This is a genomic window from Planotetraspora sp. GP83, from assembly GCF_041262585.1.
Classification (GTDB): Bacteria; Actinomycetota; Actinomycetes; order Streptosporangiales; family Streptosporangiaceae; genus JAOEGB01.
This window is the reverse complement of sequence record NZ_JBGCBZ010000032.1, coordinates 60,217-74,941: the sequence shown is the minus strand read 5'-3', so window position 1 is coordinate 74,941 and position 14,725 is coordinate 60,217. Positions and strand designations below refer to the sequence as shown.

Below are 14,725 nucleotides of genomic sequence, written 5' to 3'. Positions count from 1 at the left end.
GGCGGACACCGCCCGATCGAGGTCTACACCGACCCGAACCTGCATCCCCAACTTTCAGACCGGATCATTTGAGCCAACATCTTGACGCGGGACAGACCGACCACCAACGCCAACCTCGGCGCCGCCTGCGCACACGACCACGACCTCCGCGACCACGGCTGGCGCCTCATCCAACCCCAACCCGGCCACCTCACCTGGATCAGCCGCACCGGCCACCACTACCCGGTCACACCACCACCCATCATCGAACCCCTCCCCGAACCGATCACCCCCACCATCCCGCAAATCCCGGAAACCACGTCGGAAAACGACCTTCCACTGCCCTCCACCTGGGAATACGGCCCAGCATGGCTCGAAGAAACGCAGCCCCAGCAGCCGCCCGGCACCCAGCCCACGCCCGCCGACCAGAAAGCGGCCGATGAGGAGGGAGCGGCAGAGGAACTGCGTCCACCCGGGAAGCAGCCGATAGACCCAGGCGCGGACATCCCACCCTTCTGACCCTGGAGGCCGGGAACACCGCCATGCCACCCCTCCCGGGCGATCACGGGAGGCGCCGTGAAGTCCTTCCCCAGGACTACCGGCTTATTGACGGTCCGATGGTGCAGGATGTATCCGTGACCCCTTCCCCAGCGGTCGTCCAGCCGGACCAGGAGCTCATCAAGCAGATCCTCGACGAGCTGGAGCTCGAGCACACCACCGACGCCGAGGGCGACATCGCGATCTCCACCGCCGCGCTCACGGTCTTCTTCCTGTTCGGCTCCGAGGGCGATCTGTTCACGATCCGCACCTTCTACGACAGGCACTACTCGGTCGACGAGAAGCCGATGCTGCTCACCGCGCTGAACGAGTGGAACGCGGACACCATGTGGCCGAAGGTCTACGCCTTCACGCCCGACAGCGGGCTCATCCGGGTCATCGGCGACTCACAGCTCTACATCGGCGCCGGTGTCACGCGGGAGCATCTCACTACGGTTATCGCCCACTGGGTCAGGTTCGCGATCAAGTTTCATCGCTGGCTCACCGACCGGCTCGCCTTCGAAGCAGAATAACGGGAAAGCCGGCCCGGACTCCCGGCGAAGTTGCCGCCCGAGCCCGAGACCGGCCCTCTGCTGAAACCAGCCGTCAGCTGCAGCCGCTGGTGCTGCCGCAGCCCTCGCAGACGTAGCAGCTACCCGCCGGGCGCATCTTCGTGCCGCAGGTCATGCACAGCGGGGCGTCGGCCGTACGGCCCTGGTGGCTCTCCAGCGAGGTGACCCCCGCCCGCTGAGGATCGGCGACGGAGACAGCCTTGGGCTTCTCCTCGATCGGCGCGGACTGGGCCAGCGCGGCGGTGTCCACTACCTCTTGGAGGGCCGCCGGGTCCTCGCCGCGCTGCTGGGCGGCACGCTCGGAGGCCGAGAAGATGCCGAGCGCCGCGCGGTCCTCGTACGGCAGGTAGTCGAGCGCGAGCCGCCGGAAGATGTAGTCCATGACGGACTGCGCCATCCGGACGTCCGGGTCGTCGGTCATGCCGGCCGGCTCGAACCGCATGTTGACGAACTTCTGGACGTAGGTGTCCAGCGGCACGCCGTATTGCAGGCCGATCGAGATGGCCACGGAGAACGCGTCCATGACGCCCGCGAGGGTCGAGCCCTGCTTGGACATCTTCAGGAAGACCTCTCCGAGGCCGTCGTCCGGGTAGGACGAGGCGGTCATGTAGCCCTTGGCGCCGCCGACGGTGAAGCGCGTGGTCAGGCTGGGCCGCTGGTTCGGCATCCGGCGGCGGGTCGGCCGCGGCACCTCGATGACCTGCACGGGGGCGGGCTCGGGCTCCTCGGAGGGCTTCTTCGCGGCGGACAGCGGCTGGCCGACCTTGCAGTTGTCGCGGTAGACGGCCAGGGCCTTGAGGCCCATCTTCCAGCCCTCCAGGTAGACCTGCTCGATCTCGTCGACGGTGGCCGTCTCGGGCAGGTTGACCGTCTTGGAGATCGCGCCGGACAGGAACGGCTGGGCGGCCGCCATCATGCGGACGTGGCCCATGGGGGCGATGGCCCGCTCGCCCATGGCGCAGTCGAACACCTCGTAGTGCTCGGTCCTGAGCCCGGGGGCGTCGACCACGTGGCCGTGCTCGGCGATGTACTCGACGATCGCCTCGACCTGCTCCTCCTGGTAGCCGAGCTGCCGGAGCGCACGCGGAATCGTCTGGTTGACGATCTGCATGGAGCCGCCGCCGACGAGCTTCTTGAACTTGACCAGCGCCAGGTCGGGCTCGATGCCGGTGGTGTCGCAGTCCATCATCAGGCCGATCGTGCCGGTCGGGGCGAGCAGCGACGCCTGGGCGTTGCGGTAGCCGTTCTTCTCGCCGAGCCTGAGGCACTCCTGCCACTGCCGGGTCGCCTCGGCGTGGATGGTCTTGTCCATGTCGTTGAGCGTGCGCAGGTCGTCGTTGGCCGCCGCGTGCTTGCGCATGACCCGCTTGTGCGGCTCCGCGTTGCGCTGATAGCCGTCGTACGGCCCGACGATCCCGGCCAGTTCGGCCGAGCGGCGGTAGGAGGCGCCGGTCATCAGCGAGGTGATCGCGGCGGCGACGGCCCGTCCGCCGTCCGAGTCGTACGCGTGGCCGGTGGCCATGAGCAGCGCCCCGAGGTTGGCGTAGCCGATGCCGAGCTGGCGGTAGGCGCGGGTCGTCTCGCCGATCTTCTCCGTCGGGAAGTCCGCGAAGGTGATCGAGATGTCCATCGCCGTGATGATCAGCTCGGTCAGCTTCACGAAGTTCGGGATGTCGAAGGTGTCGTCCTCGCGCAGGAACTTCAGCAGGTTGATCGACGCCAGGTTGCAGGACGAGTTGTCGAGGTGGAGGTATTCCGAGCAGGGGTTGCTGGCCGTGATCCGCCCGGTCTCGGGGCAGGTGTGCCAGTCGTTGATCGTGTCGTCGTACTGCAGGCCGGGGTCGGCGCACTCCCACGCGGCCTGGGCCATCTTGCGGAAGAGCGACTTCGCGTCGACCTCCTCGATGACCTCGCCGGTCAGGCGGGCGCGCAGGCCGAACTTGCCGCCGGCCTCGACGGCGCGCATGAACTCGTCGGAGACGCGGACCGAGTTGTTGGCGTTCTGGTACTGCACGGACACGATGTCCTTGCCGCCGAGGTCCATGTCGAACCCGGCGTCGCGCAGCGCGCGGATCTTGTCCTCCTCGCGCGCCTTGGTCTCGATGAACTCCTCGATGTCGGGGTGGTCGACGTCGAGGACGACCATCTTGGCGGCCCTGCGGGTCGCGCCGCCCGACTTGATGGTCCCAGCGGAGGCGTCGGCGCCGCGCATGAAGGAGACCGGGCCGCTGGCCGTGCCACCGCTGGACAGCAGTTCCTTGGACGACCGGATGCGGGAGAGGTTGACTCCCGAGCCCGAGCCGCCCTTGAAGATCACACCCTCTTCCTTGTACCAGTCGAGGATCGACTCCATCTGGTCGTCGACGGCGAGGATGAAACAGGCCGACACCTGCTGGGGGGAGAGCGTGCCGACGTTGAACCACACCGGGGAGTTGAAGCTGAAGATCTGGTGGATCAGGGCGTGCTTGAGCTCGTGGTCGAAGATCTCGGCGTCCTCGTCGCCGGCGAAGTAGCCGTGCTCGACACCGGTCCGGGTGTAGACGCCCACGACCCGGTCGACGAGTTGCTTGAGGCTCCACTCGCGCTGCGGCGTGCCGACGGCCCCGCGGAAGTATTTGGTCGTCACGATGTTGGCCGCGTTGACCGACCAGAACTCGGGGAACTCCACGCCGTGCTGCTCGAAGTTCACCGAGCCGTCGCGCCAGTTCGTCATCACGACGTCGCGACGCTCCCAGCGGACCTCGTCGTACGGGTGCACTCCGGCGGTCGTGAAGATGCGCTTCATCTTGAGACCCTTGCGCGCGCGCTTACGGCCTCCGGCCACCGCGCCCCCCGACCCCGTCACGGTGCCGTTCACTTCCGTCATGACTTCCCCCTCCTAGGGCCGCTGGAGCCCCTGGTGTCGGACCACGTGTCTTCATAACCACATCGTCGCGCCGGCCGGTCCCCGGCGCAGGGGGCGTCCTACTGCTCGCTCGGCGCGGTTCGAGCCACCCTGAGCTGCTCGATCTCCGCCTCGAAGTCGGCCAGCGTCTCGAACCCGCGGTAGACCGATGCGAACCGGAGATAGGCGACCTCGTCGAGATCGCGCAGCGGGCCGAGGATGGCGAGCCCCACCTCGTGCGAGGCGATCTCGGCCGCTCCCGTGCCCCGGATGCTCTCCTCTACACGCTGCCCGAGCTGCGCCAGCGAATCCTCGCTGACCGGGCGTCCCTGGCAGGCCCGCCGTACCCCGGCGATGACCTTGTCGCGCGAGAAGGGCTCGGTGACCCCGCTGCGTTTGCTCACCATGAGCAGGACGGTCTCCTGGGTGGTGAACCTGCGCCCGCACTCGGGGCACGTGCGCCGACGGCGGATGGCCGCCCCGTCTTCGGTCGATCGGCTGTCCACGACCCGCGTGTCCGGGTGGCGACAGAACGGACAGTGCATGCCATCGCCTCCCATGAACGCACACCGCAACCACAAGCTGTGGTGAACTTACATCGATGTGACTACTAGATGTTGTGGTCCAACCGTAGAAGTGCCCGTCCATGAACGCAAGTCGAAGCGCCCCTCGCACCCGAAGTCGCTGTTCAGCCAGCGTGTCGCGGCGGAGTGGGAGGCCACCCTCAGGCCGGAGGGTTCCGGGCGCGAGAGACTAGCCGGGCATCCCGCTCGGGAGATAGAGCCGGGTGCCGGGCTGGATGAGCGAGTCGGATAAGCCGTTGAGGTTCATGATCTGCCGGACAAACGGGGCGGGGTCGTCCCCCTCACTGACGGCGTCGGCGATCTTCCAGAGCGTGTCACCCCGCTGGACGGTGACGTACGGCAGGCCGCTCCGGGCGGGCGAGGCGGGGCCACTGGAGGCGGTCACGGCGGCGTGGGTGCCCAGCCAGAGCACGCCGAGCGCGAGGGCCGTGACCACGGTGACCAGCACGATCTTGCCGCGCCGGGTGAGGCGCAGCGGGGGGTCGGGACGTTTGGGGACGGGACTGGGGACCGGTCGCATGACTACCTCCCGGAACTGTTTCCTGAGCTGCGCGGACACAGTCACGAAGAAGATCGGAAAATCGAACACGATGTCGATCGAACTCCCGTACGATGTTGTACACCACGACGCCGACGATTTCGAGGACAATCGAACAATTGTTTGATAATGATCTTGAATCGCGGTACGGTCGCTCTGTGCGACTTGAGGAACACGGATTGAGAGGTGGCATCGTGAGTGACCGAAGTGCGCAAGATCAGAGCGTCGGCGACCTCGCCGTGCGCAGGCGGGACTCGCTTGGTCTCACCCCGAGGCAGCGCAAGATCCTTGAGGTGATCCGCGACTCGGTCCAGCAGCGCGGCTACCCGCCGTCGATGCGGGAGATCGGGGAGGCGGTCCAGTTGACCAGCACCTCCAGCGTGTCGCATCAGCTCACCGCGCTCCAGCGCAAGGGCTACCTGCGCCGCGACCCGCACCGGCCGAGGGCCCTGGAGGTCCGGTTGCCGGGCGAGCCGGTGCTGTGGGTGGATCCGGACGCCGCGGAGGAGGACAGCGGCTTCAACCGCCCCACGGCGGCCTACGTTCCGCTTGTGGGCCGCATCGCCGCCGGTGGCCCGATCCTGGCCGAGCAGAGCATCGAGGACGTGTTCGCCCTGCCGAAGCAGCTCGTCGGCGAGGGCACGCTGTTCCTGCTCCAGGTGACCGGCGATTCGATGATCGAGGCGGCGATCGCCGACGGCGACTGGGTCGTCGTCCGGCAGCAGCCGGTCGCGGACAACGGCGACATCGTGGCCGCCATGATCGACGGCGAGGCCACGGTCAAGACGTTCAAGCGCAAGGACGGGCACGTGTGGCTGGTGCCGCACAACCCGAGCTACGAGCCGATCCCCGGCGACGAGGCCACCGTCCTGGGCAAGGTCACCGCGGTCCTGCGCAAGCTGTAGCCCTGCACCGCTCCGCGGCGGCACCACGTCATCATGGCGTCACCGCGGAGCACTGTGCCAGCTTGCTGATGCCGGCTTACCCCGTGCCAAGCATCACGGCACGATGTTGACCAGCTTCGGGGCGCGGACGATCACGTTGCGGGGCGCCCCGTCCAGGTACGGCTGGACCTTGTCCGAGGCCAGGGCCAGCGCCTGCAGGTCGGCGTCCGAGATGTCCGGCGAGACCTCCAAGCGGTCACGGACCTTGCCGGCCACCTGAACGACCGCCGTGACCGACTCCCGCACCAGCAGCGCGGGCTCCGCGACCGGCCATCCGGCCCTGGCGACCGACGGCCCGTGGCCGAGCCGCTCCCAGCCCTCCTCCGCCACGTACGGCGTGATCAGCGACAGCATGACCGCCAGCGCCTCAGCGGCCTCTCGGACGGCCGGATCGGCGGCGCCGGGCCCCGAGTCGATCGCCTTACGGGCGGCCGAGGTCAGCTGCATCATGCGGGCCACCGCGACGTTGAAGTGGTAGCTCTCGATGAGCCTGGTGACCTCGTCGATCGCCCGATGGGTGACCTTGCGCAGCGCCAGGTCACCGGTGGAGAAGTCCACACTTGGGGCCGAGGCCGCGCCGGCTTCCGTCATCACCCGGAACGCGCGGGCCAGGAACTTCTGCGACGCGGCAGCCGAGACGTCGGCCCAGTCGATGTCGTCCTCGGGCGGCCCGGCGAACAGCATCGTGAGCCTGACGGCGTCCACGCCGAACGCGTCGATCTGCTGGCCCAGGTCCACGCCGTTGCCCAGCGACTTGGACATGGCCTTGCCCTGGTTGATGACCTGCCCCTGGTTCAGCAGCCGCAGGAAGGGCTCGCTGAAGTCCACCATGCCCATGTCGTGCAGGACCTTGGTGAAGAACCGGGTGTACAGCAGGTGGAGCACCGCGTGCTCCTGCCCGCCGATGTACTGGTCGATCGGGCCCCACAGGCGCACCTTCTCGACGTCGAACGGCCCGCCGGTGTAGTGGGGGTCGACATACCGCAGGTAGTACCACGAGGAGTCGACGAAGGTGTCCATCGTGTCGGTGTCCCGCTGGGCGGGGCCGGAGCACTTGGGGCACTCCACGTTGACCCAGTCGGTGGCGCCGGCCAGCGGCGAGACGCCCTTGGGCTTGAGGTCGGCGCCGCGCAGGTCGGGCAGCGTGACGGGCAGTTGGTCGTCCGGGACCGGGACCTCGCCGCAGTCGGGGCAGTGGATGATCGGGATCGGGGTGCCCCAGAACCGCTGACGCGACAGCAGCCAGTCGCGCAGCCGGAAGTTGACGGCCGCCTTGCCGGTGCGGCGCTCGGCCAGGACCTCGATGATCCGCTGGATCGCCTCGTCCTTGGACAGCCCGTCGAGCGGGCCGGAGTTGACCAGGGTGCCCTCGCCCGGCGTGGCGACGCCCGTCTCCCCCGGGTCGGCCAGCCCGGTGTGCACAACGACCTGCACGGGCAGGCCGAACTTCAGGGCGAAGTCGAGGTCGCGCTGGTCGTGGGCCGGCACCGCCATGATGGCGCCGTGGCCGTAGTCCGACAGCACGTAGTCGGCGGCCCAGACCGGGATGCGCTCGCCGTTGACCGGATTGATGGCGTAGGTGCCCAGGAAGACGCCGGTCTTCTCCTTCTCGGTCGACAGGCGCTCGATGTCGGAGAGCTTGGCGACCTCGGCCTTGTAGGCGGCCAGGGCCTCGCGCCGCCCGGGAGCGACGATCTCCTCGGCCAGCGGCGCGTCGGCGGCCACCACGAAGAAGGTCGCGCCGTACAGCGTGTCGGGGCGCGTCGTGTAGACGGTGACCGGCTCGTCGCGGCCCTCGATCTGGAACTGGACGTCCGCGCCCGTGGAGCGGCCGATCCAGTTGCGCTGCATGGTCAGAATGCGCTCCGGCCAGCCGCCCTCCAGCTGTGCCATGTCGTCTAGCAGCCGGTCGGCATAGTCAGTGATCTTGAAGTACCACTGGGTCAGCTCGCGGCGGACCACCTCGGCGCCACACCGCTCGCACCTGCCCGCGACCACCTGCTCGTTGGCCAGCACAGTCTGGTCGTTGGGGCACCAGTTGACCAGGCCGCCCTTGCGGTAGGCCAGGCCCCGCTCGAAGAAGCGGATGAACAGCCACTGATTCCAGTGGTAGTACTCCGGGTCGCTGGTGTGCAGGCGGCGAGACCAGTCGAAGGAGATGCCGTACCGCTTGAACGAGTTCGCCTGGGTCTCGATGTTGGCGTAGGTCCACTCGGCCGGGTGGGCGTCGCGCCGGATCGCCGCGTTCTCGGCGGGCAGGCCGAAGGAGTCCCACCCGATGGGGTGCAGAACGTTGTAGCCCTTCTGAAACCAGTAGCGCGCGACGACGTCGCCGATGGCGAAGACCTCGCCGTGACCCATGTGAAGGTCGCCCGAGGGGTAGGGGAACATGTCGAGCATGTACCTGCGCGGCCTGGTGTCGGCGAGATCGTCGACCGCGGCGAAGGGGTTCAGCTCCTCCCACCGCTGCAGCCACTTGGCCTGCAGCGCCTGCGGGTCGTACACCGGCTCGTCCACTTCCACTCCTCGCGCGGCTGCTGATCGAACATGAAGACGCCTGCTCACAACAGAGCCCCCCGCTCGGCACGAGGGGCAGCCTGCGTTTGCGCGATCTCATGCCGACTTCTGAGATAGCTGCCCAATAAGCAGGGTCGCGGCACGCGGCTCAAGCCTAGCGCAGCCGACAACCAGGTCGGCGACCGATTATCGGCGCTGACGCCGTAAGTCAAACCACGATACGCGATGGTGATAGATCCGTTGTGAGGTCTTCTGTCCCTTTAGTTTACTGTCATCGCTGTGGCCAACCCTTTTCCGTCGTCGGACCTGCCGATGCAGGACCCGCCGACCGACCCCACGGGCGAACAGTTTCGCGCGGCATTCTCCAGTTTTACTGCGGCGGCCCCTACGTCGCATGAGATCATGCCAGGCACCCCCAATCCGGGCATGATCTCTGGAGGTGCCATGCCCTCGGACCACAGCGACCCCCAGAGAGCCACGGCCTGGCCGGAGGTTCCGCCTGCCTGGCCCGAGGTCTCCACGGCCTCCTCCTTCACCCCCACCGTCCGCTCCTTCGTGGAGGCGGGACCGCCGATGACGGAAGCCGGGCCGTCGATGACGGGCGCCACACCGCAGGCCCCGGCACCGCCGTTCGAGGCCCCCCGGCAGCCGTTCCCTCAGCAACCGGCGCAACCGTTCCAGGCTCCGGCGCAGCCGTACCCCCAGCAGCCGTTCCAGAATTCCGCTCAGCCGTTCCCCCAGCAGCCGGTCCAGGCGCCTCCGGCGCAGCCGGTCCCGCCGAGGGCCGATGATCCGTACAAGCCGTTCGTTACGGCGGGGCAGATCAGCGGGCCGAAGACACCTCCCGCGCATCGGCAGCAGGAGCTGTGGAACACGGTCTTCGGGGAGAACTACCAGGCGATCGACGAGTACGAGGACGAGGAGCGAGGCCGGCCGATCTGGCTGTTCACCCTCGTCGGAACGGTGCTCGTGGTCCTGGTGGGCGGCCTGGTCTGGGCGTTCGTCGCGGGACCGCTCAGGTCGGACGACGGCGCGGAGACCGTGCCGAGCCCCGAGGCGAAGCCCACGTTGTCGGCGGCGCCGCCGAAGGCCCAGTCGCAGTTCCCCGCGCTGCCGAGGTTCAGGGGCACGGCCTCGCCGGTCAGCGGGGTGGTCACCGACGAGGCGGCGGGCATCACGGTGTCCCAGCTCGGCGGCCCGTGGCAGCTCGACAAGAACGCGCAGGACATCAAGACGAAGTACGGCTACGCGACCCGGCAGTTCGTCCCGGCCGGGATGACCACACGGGGCAAGCCCGAGTTCGCCCAGGTCCTGTCGGGCCCGCTCCCGCAGCCGCTGGCCACGCGGTACACCTCGCCGGACAAGCTCGCTCCGGTGATCAGCTCCGTCATGTTCCAGGCGCGGCAGACGATGTTCCCCAAGGGCAACAAGGTGACGAAGGTGGCGCAGCAGCGCCTGTCCCGCAACGGCCTGACCGGCCTGATCGCGGCCTACAAGGTCGAGGCCGACAAGGAGGAGACCACGGTGTTCGTGGCGGCGGTCAACACCGGCGCGGACTTGCCCGCGATCGTCTACATGGCCGTCCCCGCGCTCAAGGACGACCTGCTTCCCGACATCAACACGGTCTTCAAGTCGATCCGCCGAGCCGGCTAGCGCGGGTCATCCGGTATCAGAACTCGCACCGCATGTGCTTGGTGCCGTTGATGAAGCTGGAGAACAGCCGCTCGGGCTCACCGGTCTCGATCCGCGGAACGCGGCGGAGCAGCTCGCCGAACATCACGGTGATCTCCCTGCGGGCGAGATGGGCGCCCAGGCAGAAGTGCGGCCCGGGGCCGCCGAACCCGACGTGCGGGTTCGGGGCGCGGAGGATGTCGAACCGGAGCGGGTCGTCGAAGACCCGCTCGTCCCGGTTGGCCGACCAGTAGTAGAGGACGACCTTCTCGCCCCGCCGGTACAGGTTGCCGTTCATGACGTGGTCGCGGGTGACCTTGCGCCGCATGAGGTTGACCGGCGCGGCCAGCCGGACGATCTCCTCGACCGCGCCCGCCGCGCGGCCCTCGACGTCCTCCAGCCAGAGCCGCTTCTGGCCGGGGTTGAGCGTGAGCAGGCGCATGCCGTACGAGATGGCGTTGCGGGTGGTCTCGTTGCCGGCGACGACGAGCAGGATGAAGAACGACCCGAGCTCCTGCGCGGTCAGCCGCTCACCGTCGATGTTGGCGTTGACCAGCGAGGATGTCAGGTCGTCCGTCGGGTTCTCAAGCCGGTGGGCGGCCAGGTCCTGAACGAGCTGCTGGAGCTCCATGCCCGCGGTGACCAGCGCGTGGGCGATGTCCTCACGGTCGCTGACGTACTCCGGGTCCGAGGCGCCGAGGATGATGTTCGACCGGTCGAAGACGAAACCATAGTCCCTCTCCGGGATTCCCATCATGTCGCAGATGATCTTCAGGGGTAGCTTCGCGGCGACCTCGGTGACGAAGTCGCACCCGCTGCCCGTGGCGAGCAGCTCGTCCACGATCCGTACGGCCGCCGCGTCCACGTCGGCCTCGAACTGCTTGATCATCCTGGGCGTGAACGCACGGGAGACGATGCGGCGTAGCCGTGCGTGGCGCGGGTCGTCCATGTTGATCATGGAGCCGAAATATTCGGCCAGCTCGGCGGGCATGTCGAGGATGCTGGTCGCTCCGCCGTCGCCCGAGCAGAAGACCTCGGGGTTGCGGCTGGCCTCCAGGATGTCGGCATGCCGGACGAGGGCGTGGTAGCCGATGCCCCTCGTCTGGGCGAACGTGACCTCGGGCTCCTCGAAGAACGCGGGCCGGTCCAGCTCGCGCAGCAGCCGGAACGCGTGCTCGCGCTCCTCCTGCGACCGGGCCCAGAAGTTCCAGTCGGACAGGTTGACGTCGGCGGCCGACCTGATGCGGGCCTGTTCCACAGGCGGGGTGGTCATGGCGCTCCTCCGAGAGGTCTGCCACCAGAATCACGTTCGGTTCATCCTGCCACAATCCCGCGTGATCATGCACGGATTCCCGCGCCTTCACGCCCACCAGAGCGCCCTCCAGCCGTGATCATGCAGGGATTCCCCGCCACCCGCCCCGACCTGGGCGTAAGCCGTACGTGATCACGCGATTAGAACTGGTAGCGCAGGTGCTTGACGCCGTTGACGAAGTTGGACAGCAGATAGTCCGGCTCGCCGTCGGAGCGGATCTCGGGCATCCGGCCGAACAGCTCCCGGAACATGACCGTGATCTCGCGCCTGGCCAGATGGGCGCCGAGGCAGTAGTGCGGGCCGGGGCCACCGAAGCCGACGTGCGGGTTGGGGCTTCGCGTGATGTCGAAGACGTCGGGATCGGTGAAGACCGCCTCGTCCCGGTTCGCGGAGTTGTAGAACAGCAGGACCTTGTCGCCTTTCTTGTAGTCCTGCCCGTTCATCGAGTGGTCGCGCGTGACGGTCCGGCGGAACTGGATCACCGGGGTCGCGTAGCGGATGATCTCCTCGACCGCGCCCCCGATGTGCGTCTCGAAGTCGCCGGTGAGCAGTTCGCGCTGGCCGGGGTTGTCGGTGAGGAGCTTCAGCCCGTGCGTGATCGCGTTGCGCGTGGTCTCGCTGCCCGCCACGACGAGCAGGATGAAGAACGAGCCGAGCTCCTGGGTGGTGAGCCGCTCCTCCCCGTTCACGAGGAGGCTGGTCAGGTCACCCGTCGGGTTCCGCCGCCGCTCCCGGCCGAGGCGCTGGGCCAGGGCGCTGAGTTCGTGTCCCGCCCGGAGCAGCTTGACCAGGCCGCGGGCCGTGGCCCACCGGCCGAAGGGTGCGTCCTGCCGGGAGTAGTCCACCTCGATCCCCGAATACTCGCCATCCGCGTTGGCCAGGATCATGTTCGTACGGCTGAGCACCATGTCGTGATATTTCGCGGGAATGCCGATCATGTCGCAGATGACCTGGACCGGGAGTCTGGCCGCGATCTGAGTGACGAAATCCCCCGGACCCTCCTTGACGGCCCTTCCGACGATCTCCTCGGCCGCCCGCTGGAGGTCCTGCTCCATCTTGGCGAGGACGCGGGGCGTGAAGGCCCGCGAGACGATGCGGCGCAGCCGCGCGTGCCGCGGATCGTCCATGTTGATCATGGAGCCGAAGTAGACGGCCAGCCACCTCGGCATGTCCGGGATGCTGTTCGCGGTCGGCTCGCTGCTGAAGATCCCAGCGTTCCGGCTGGCCTCGCTCACGTCGGCATGCCGTACGAGCGCGTAGTAGCCGGCCCCGTGCCGGATGAAGGGGATCTTGTTCTCCTTGACGAAAACGGGCCGGTCCAGCGCGCGCAGCCGCCGGAACGCGTCCAGCCGCTCGGCCTGTGGCAGGCCCCAGAACGGGATCGACGACAGGTCGATGGCGGCCGTCACGCTCATGCCGCCCACTTTTGTGTGACTAATCGGTCAAGTCAAGACCTCGTCCACTGTGCATGATCACGAACCTCGTCCGCGCAGGCCAAAGACCATCTCCGGGAGCGTGTGCATGATCACGTACGGCTTTTGCTGGCGCGGATCACCCTCCTCAGGGAGGGTCCCAGCCGTTACTGTGAGGTACCTACCGGTTGGTATGGGCTGAAACGGCCGACTAGAACGGCCGAAAGAAAGGGAGCGACGATGCTCAACCTGTCCGTCGTGCTGGAGGACAGCGCCAGGGAGACCCCGGACCGCACCGCCGTCGTGCTGAGGGACCTCCGCCTGACGTATTCGCTGGTGAACACCGTCGCCAACCAGGTCGCGAACCTGCTCGTCTCCCGGGGCATCGGCAAGGGGGACAAGGTGGCGCTGGCCTGCCCCAACCTCCCCTACTTCCCGTTCGTCTACTTCGGCATCCTCAAGACGGGCGCCACGGTCGTCCCCCTCAACGTCCTGCTCCAGTCGCGGGAGATCACCTACCACCTCGAAGACTCCGAGGCCAAGGCGCTCTTCTGCTTCGAGGGCACGCCCGAGCTACCGCTCGGCGAGCGGGGCCGCGCCGGCTTCGAGGGCGCGGCGGGGACGGAGCACTTCCTCGTGCTGCCCGCCACCCCGCGCGCCACCGAGTCCCCGTACGGCGAGACCCTCTGGGCGGCCCTCGACGGCGTGTCCGGCGAGTTCGAGACCGCGCAGACAGCCCCGGACGACACCGCGGTGATCCTCTACACGAGCGGCACCACCGGCCGGCCCAAGGGCGCCGAGCTGAGCCACCAGAACATGGTGATCAACGCCATGATCAGCGACGAGATGTTCCCCCGCCAGGGCGGCGACGTCTATCTCGCCACCCTGCCGCTCTTCCACTCGTTCGGCCAGACCGTGATCATGAATGCGGGCTTCCGGCGCCGGGCCGCCGTGGTCCTCATGCCGCGCTTCGAGCCGGCCGAGGCGCTCGCGCTGATGGCCGAGGAGAAGGTCACGCTGTTCGCCGGGGTGCCGACGATGTACTGGGCGCTGCTGACCGCGGTCCACAGCGGGGCCGGAAAGGCGCCCGCCTCGCTGGCCACCGCCATCTCGGGCGGCTCCGCGCTGCCGGTCGAGGTGCTGAAGGACTTCGCCGCGACGTTCGGCGTCGGGATCCTGGAGGGCTACGGGCTGTCGGAGACCTCCCCTGTGGCCTCCTTCAACCAGGTCGGCAGGCCGGCCAAGGCGGGCTCGATCGGCACCCCGATCTGGGGCGTGGAGATGAGGCTCATCGACGGCGACTGGAACACGGTCACCGACGTCGGCGAGATCGCCATCCGCGGGCACAACATCATGAAGGGCTACTACAACCGGCCGGAGGCGACCGCGGAGGTCATGAACGACGGCTGGTTCCGCACCGGCGACGTGGCCAGGCGCGACGAGGACGGCTACTACTACATCGTCGACCGCGCCAAGGACATGATCATCCGGGGCGGGTTCAACGTCTACCCGCGTGAGATCGAGGAGGTGCTGCTGACGCACCCCGCCGTCTCCCTCGCCGCCGTCGTGGGCGTGGCCCACGAGTCGCACGGCGAGGAGATCAAGGCGTACGTCATCCGCACTCCCGGCGCCACGGCGACCGAGGAGCAGCTGGTCGCCTGGAGCCGGGAGACGATGGCGGCCTACAAGTACCCGCGGATCGTCGAGTTCCGCGAGTCCCTGCCGATGACCGCCACCGGCAAGATCCTCAAGCGAGAACTCCGCTAGCGGAGGGG

Annotated in this window: 11 protein-coding genes; 5 read left to right on the top strand and 6 right to left on the bottom strand. The window is 68.0% G+C overall.

The window, feature by feature from the left end; translation table 11 throughout:
- The first annotated feature begins 81 nt into the window (after window positions 1-81).
- On the top strand, window positions 82-498 hold the full coding sequence (locus ABH927_RS31415; RefSeq protein WP_370027601.1) for a hypothetical protein: 417 nt from the start codon (window positions 82-84) through the stop codon (window positions 496-498).
- Between the two features lie 116 nt (window positions 499-614).
- Window positions 615-1,049 carry a YbjN domain-containing protein gene (locus tag ABH927_RS31410; RefSeq protein ID WP_370027599.1) on the top strand — a complete coding sequence of 145 codons (435 nt, stop codon included), beginning with the start codon at window positions 615-617 and terminating at the stop codon, window positions 1,047-1,049.
- A gap of 73 nt (window positions 1,050-1,122) precedes the next feature.
- On the opposite strand, the gene ABH927_RS31405 is transcribed toward ABH927_RS31410, so the two are convergent.
- From ABH927_RS31405 to ABH927_RS31395, 3 genes are all read right to left on the bottom strand, one after another.
- A complete protein-coding gene (locus tag ABH927_RS31405; RefSeq protein ID WP_370027597.1) occupies window positions 1,123-3,954 on the bottom strand; it encodes a vitamin B12-dependent ribonucleotide reductase in 2,832 nt (943 codons plus the stop codon).
- Window positions 3,955-4,052: 98 nt separating this feature from the next.
- Window positions 4,053-4,517, bottom strand: coding sequence for a transcriptional regulator NrdR (gene nrdR / locus ABH927_RS31400; RefSeq protein ID WP_370027595.1), 465 nt, complete (start codon window positions 4,515-4,517; stop codon window positions 4,053-4,055).
- A gap of 208 nt (window positions 4,518-4,725) precedes the next feature.
- Complete coding sequence (locus ABH927_RS31395) at window positions 4,726-5,076, bottom strand: LysM peptidoglycan-binding domain-containing protein (protein ID WP_370027594.1); 351 nt, start codon at window positions 5,074-5,076, stop codon at window positions 4,726-4,728.
- 209 nt (window positions 5,077-5,285) lie between these two features.
- On the opposite strand from ABH927_RS31395, the gene lexA reads away from it, so the two are divergent.
- The gene (lexA, locus tag ABH927_RS31390; RefSeq protein WP_261583983.1) at window positions 5,286-5,999 is read left to right on the top strand and encodes a transcriptional repressor LexA; all 714 of its coding nucleotides are present in this window, start codon (window positions 5,286-5,288) and stop codon (window positions 5,997-5,999) included.
- A 93-nt stretch (window positions 6,000-6,092) separates the two neighbouring features.
- Here lexA and leuS read toward each other — a convergent pair whose 3' ends face one another.
- Window positions 6,093-8,555, bottom strand: coding sequence for a leucine--tRNA ligase (leuS, locus tag ABH927_RS31385; protein ID WP_370027592.1), 2,463 nt, complete (start codon window positions 8,553-8,555; stop codon window positions 6,093-6,095).
- A 444-nt stretch (window positions 8,556-8,999) separates the two neighbouring features.
- On the opposite strand from leuS, the gene ABH927_RS31380 reads away from it, so the two are divergent.
- Complete coding sequence (locus ABH927_RS31380; RefSeq protein ID WP_370027590.1) at window positions 9,000-10,208, top strand: hypothetical protein; 1,209 nt, start codon at window positions 9,000-9,002, stop codon at window positions 10,206-10,208.
- A 16-nt stretch (window positions 10,209-10,224) separates the two neighbouring features.
- On the opposite strand, the gene ABH927_RS31375 is transcribed toward ABH927_RS31380, so the two are convergent.
- Window positions 10,225-11,499, bottom strand: a complete 1,275-nt coding sequence (locus ABH927_RS31375; protein ID WP_370027588.1) for a cytochrome P450 — start codon at window positions 11,497-11,499, stop codon at window positions 10,225-10,227.
- Between the two features lie 179 nt (window positions 11,500-11,678).
- Window positions 11,679-12,953, bottom strand: a complete 1,275-nt coding sequence (locus ABH927_RS31370) for a cytochrome P450 (RefSeq protein ID WP_370027586.1) — start codon at window positions 12,951-12,953, stop codon at window positions 11,679-11,681.
- Between the two features lie 237 nt (window positions 12,954-13,190).
- Between ABH927_RS31370 and ABH927_RS31365 the strand changes: the two genes are divergently transcribed.
- Window positions 13,191-14,717: a long-chain fatty acid--CoA ligase gene (locus ABH927_RS31365; protein ID WP_370027585.1), complete on the top strand. Its 1,527-nt coding sequence runs from the start codon at window positions 13,191-13,193 to the stop codon at window positions 14,715-14,717.
- The last annotated feature ends 8 nt before the right edge of the window (window positions 14,718-14,725 follow it).